The organism is Plectonema cf. radiosum LEGE 06105, from assembly GCF_015207665.1.
Classification (GTDB): Bacteria; Cyanobacteriota; Cyanobacteriia; order Cyanobacteriales; family Nostocaceae; genus Rivularia; species Rivularia radiosa_A.
This window is the reverse complement of record NZ_JADEWL010000281.1, coordinates 1-2,789: the sequence shown is the minus strand read 5'-3', so window position 1 is coordinate 2,789 and position 2,789 is coordinate 1. Positions and strand designations below refer to the sequence as shown.

Genomic DNA, 2,789 nt, shown 5'->3' with positions numbered 1-2,789 from the left:
CCCCATCCCCATCCTTTCTAAGCTTCAAAAGGAGCTAATTCTTTGAGAATGGTGAAGCGAATGTGATTAATTGCTAGTTCACCAATACTTATATCTTCTTTTTGGAGGGGTTTACCTCCGGAATTCAGTGTTTCAAAGGAAATACCTTTACCAATTTCTATATGAAACCAACTCAAACCCATGAAAAAACGGGTGGGATGAGGCCCGTCACGTCCGACATCATCCGGGTTGGATTCCATTGGTAGCCAACCAAAGCCGGGGATGTAGAATTCTAACCAAACGTGATTGTAGTCTGGCTGTAGGGGAATACCTTGTTTTTCTCCCCAGGGAGGACATTTGTAACGACCTACTGTACGGCAAGCAATTCCGTTTAAACGACATAATGCTAACAACACACCTACATATTCTCCACATGAGCCAGTACCGCGTTCTAAAACGATATCTGGTGTATCGATGTGGGGTTTAATAGCGTAGGATAATTTATCGTAAACGTAATTGCGAATGTTGTACATTTTTCGCAAGATGTTGGTTTCAGTACCTACTGCTTCAATAGCTGCATTGCGGACAATCGCTATGTCCATTGCTAAGTCGTCATCATCAACTAAGTAACGATTTCTAAATTCTGTTGATAATAAACCAGCGTTTTCCACATCTCTCGGTGTAAGCCGATACTTTATACTCCGCACTTCTAAAATAGCTTTCCAGCCTAGTAGATGACGTTCTCCCGGAGTTAGGGTATCTAATTTAAACACTGCTACCCGTTGTCCGTCGATGATTTTTTCGGTAAAAGGTAAACCAATTGGTTCAACTTGCTTTACCTTTTGACGTTCGGTGTCCGAAGGTAGAGCAATACGCCATTCTAAATCCTGCAAATAAACATCTTCTAAGGGGTCTATTTGTTCTACATAGGACATTTCTAGTAAATAACCGTTAGAAAGCGCAATGCGTTTTTCTCGATTGTAATGGTAATCGAGGGGATGAATAAAAGTGCGATCGCGATAAGTTAATTCGTGGTTTGGTTGTGCGTTGGGGTTGTCGCGGATGTAGGGTTCTTCGGATGAGTAAGCGACGTAAATGCTTTGTTTTTTGGTTGCAGAATCGGTATGTACTGCTATACCCGTGGGAGATTCAAAAGGAGTTAATACGCTAAATTGAATTTCACCTGTTGCCCGGTCGAGGAAGTAAACTGATTGTTCTACAGTATCGCAAACTAACAGGGTTTCTTCGGTGAGTGCTAAGTTTTCTATTCCCACACCGGGAGCATAAAATCGAGCGATTTCAGCACGTGTATTACGGTTAAAAACCAGGATTTTACCGAGTTTTTCGCAACTAACATAAACAGTGGAATCCCATACAGCAATACCGTTAGCGGGATAAGGTAAAGTCGCAAAATGCTCTAGCGCCTTAGAATCTAGTTGACACAAATAAACGCTATTACCTCGTGTTACCCATAAGGTATCTTCCCACAGCGCCAGACCCGTGACATCTAAAAATTCCCGCGTTTGATGGGAATTGATAATTTTTGTATTGTCGTTATTGGGATCAATTTGTAGCAAATGCCCAAGTCTTGGATCGATCGCAATCAATGTATCTTTAATAAATGCGATGCCATATAAAGCGGCAACAGCAAACGGTCGAATAGTCCTTTGCCCAATCATCTGGCTAACAGTCAAGGAGGGAAGTACATTCGTCATCTTAAGGCTTATTTGTTCAAAGGTTTCTTACTTATTACATATTTTGCGATATGTACTGTTTGAGAATAGTTTAGTCCGTCATTCCTTTCAAGTTTCTGATTCATAACATAAATCTATTAAAATTCACCGGAATGCACCCCGAACTTAACAATAAAAAAACCGGGTTTCTTACAAATTCTAAGTCTCAAAACCTTGATTTTTATGTGTCAACTCAATTTGTAAAACGGTATCATTAGACAATTAGATCGGAAAAACACCAAAAATGTTACTGCATCTTAGTACCTGGCAAGAAGTTGAAGCTTACTTACAGCAATCTCAGGGTATTATTTTTCCTATCGGTTCCACCGAACAACATGGACCAACGGGATTAATTGGTACCGATGCAATATGTGCAGAATCTATAGCTCGTGGTGTCGGGGAAGCAACCCAAGCAATAGTAGCCCCGACAATCAATGTTGGAATGGCATTGCACCACACCGCTTTTCCCGGCACGATTAGCTTGCGACCTAGTACAATGATTCAAGTTGTCAAAGAATATGTAACTTGTTTAACTAAAGCTGGTTTTACCAAGTTTTATTTTATCAATGGGCATGGCGGTAATATGGCTACCCTCAAAGCAGCTTTTTCCGAGACATACGCCGATTTGGTAGATTTGCAGATTCCCAACGCGGACAAAGTGAAGTGTAAACTTGGTAACTGGTTTATGTGCAGTACCGTATACAATTTAGCGAAGGAATTATACGGCAATCAAGAAGGTTCTCACGCAACTCCTTCCGAAGTTGCGCTAACGCAATATATTTATCCAGAATCGATAAAACAAGCCGAGTTATCAGAAGAAGTAGCCAGCGGACATAAAATTTATGGTGCTGCTGACTTTCGTAAACAATATCCCGACGGCAGAATGGGTTCAAATCCGGATTTAGCAACACCCGAACATGGTAAGCAGTTTTATGATGCAGCAGTAAAGGAGTTGAGTAACGATTATCTCAGGTTTCTGAGTGAGGAGTGAGGAGTGAGGAGTGAGGAGTTAGGAGTTAGGAGTTAGGAGTTAGGAGTGAGGAGTGAGGAGTTAGGAGTTAGTTGACAGTTGACAGT

At 41.3% G+C, this 2,789-nt stretch carries 2 protein-coding genes; one reads left to right on the top strand and one right to left on the bottom strand.

Annotation, left to right across the window (positions count from 1 at the left end):
* Nucleotides 1-17 precede the first annotated feature (17 nt).
* A complete protein-coding gene (locus IQ247_RS31925; RefSeq protein WP_193926204.1) occupies nt 18-1,694 on the bottom strand; it encodes a transglutaminase-like domain-containing protein in 1,677 nt (558 codons plus the stop codon).
* A gap of 262 nt (nt 1,695-1,956) precedes the next feature.
* Between IQ247_RS31925 and IQ247_RS31920 the strand changes: the two genes are divergently transcribed.
* Complete coding sequence (locus tag IQ247_RS31920) at nt 1,957-2,703, top strand: creatininase family protein (RefSeq protein WP_193926203.1); 747 nt, start codon at nt 1,957-1,959, stop codon at nt 2,701-2,703.
* Nucleotides 2,704-2,789: the final 86 nt, after the last annotated feature.

What these genes read in the sequence shown, in the direction of transcription:
- IQ247_RS31920 (WP_193926203.1), top strand. Translation starts at nt 1,957, where the DNA reads ATGTTACTGCATCTTAGTACCTGGCAAGAAGTTGAAGCTTACTTACAG.
- IQ247_RS31925 (WP_193926204.1), bottom strand. Translation starts at nt 1,694, where the DNA reads ATGACGAATGTACTTCCCTCCTTGACTGTTAGCCAGATGATTGGGCAA.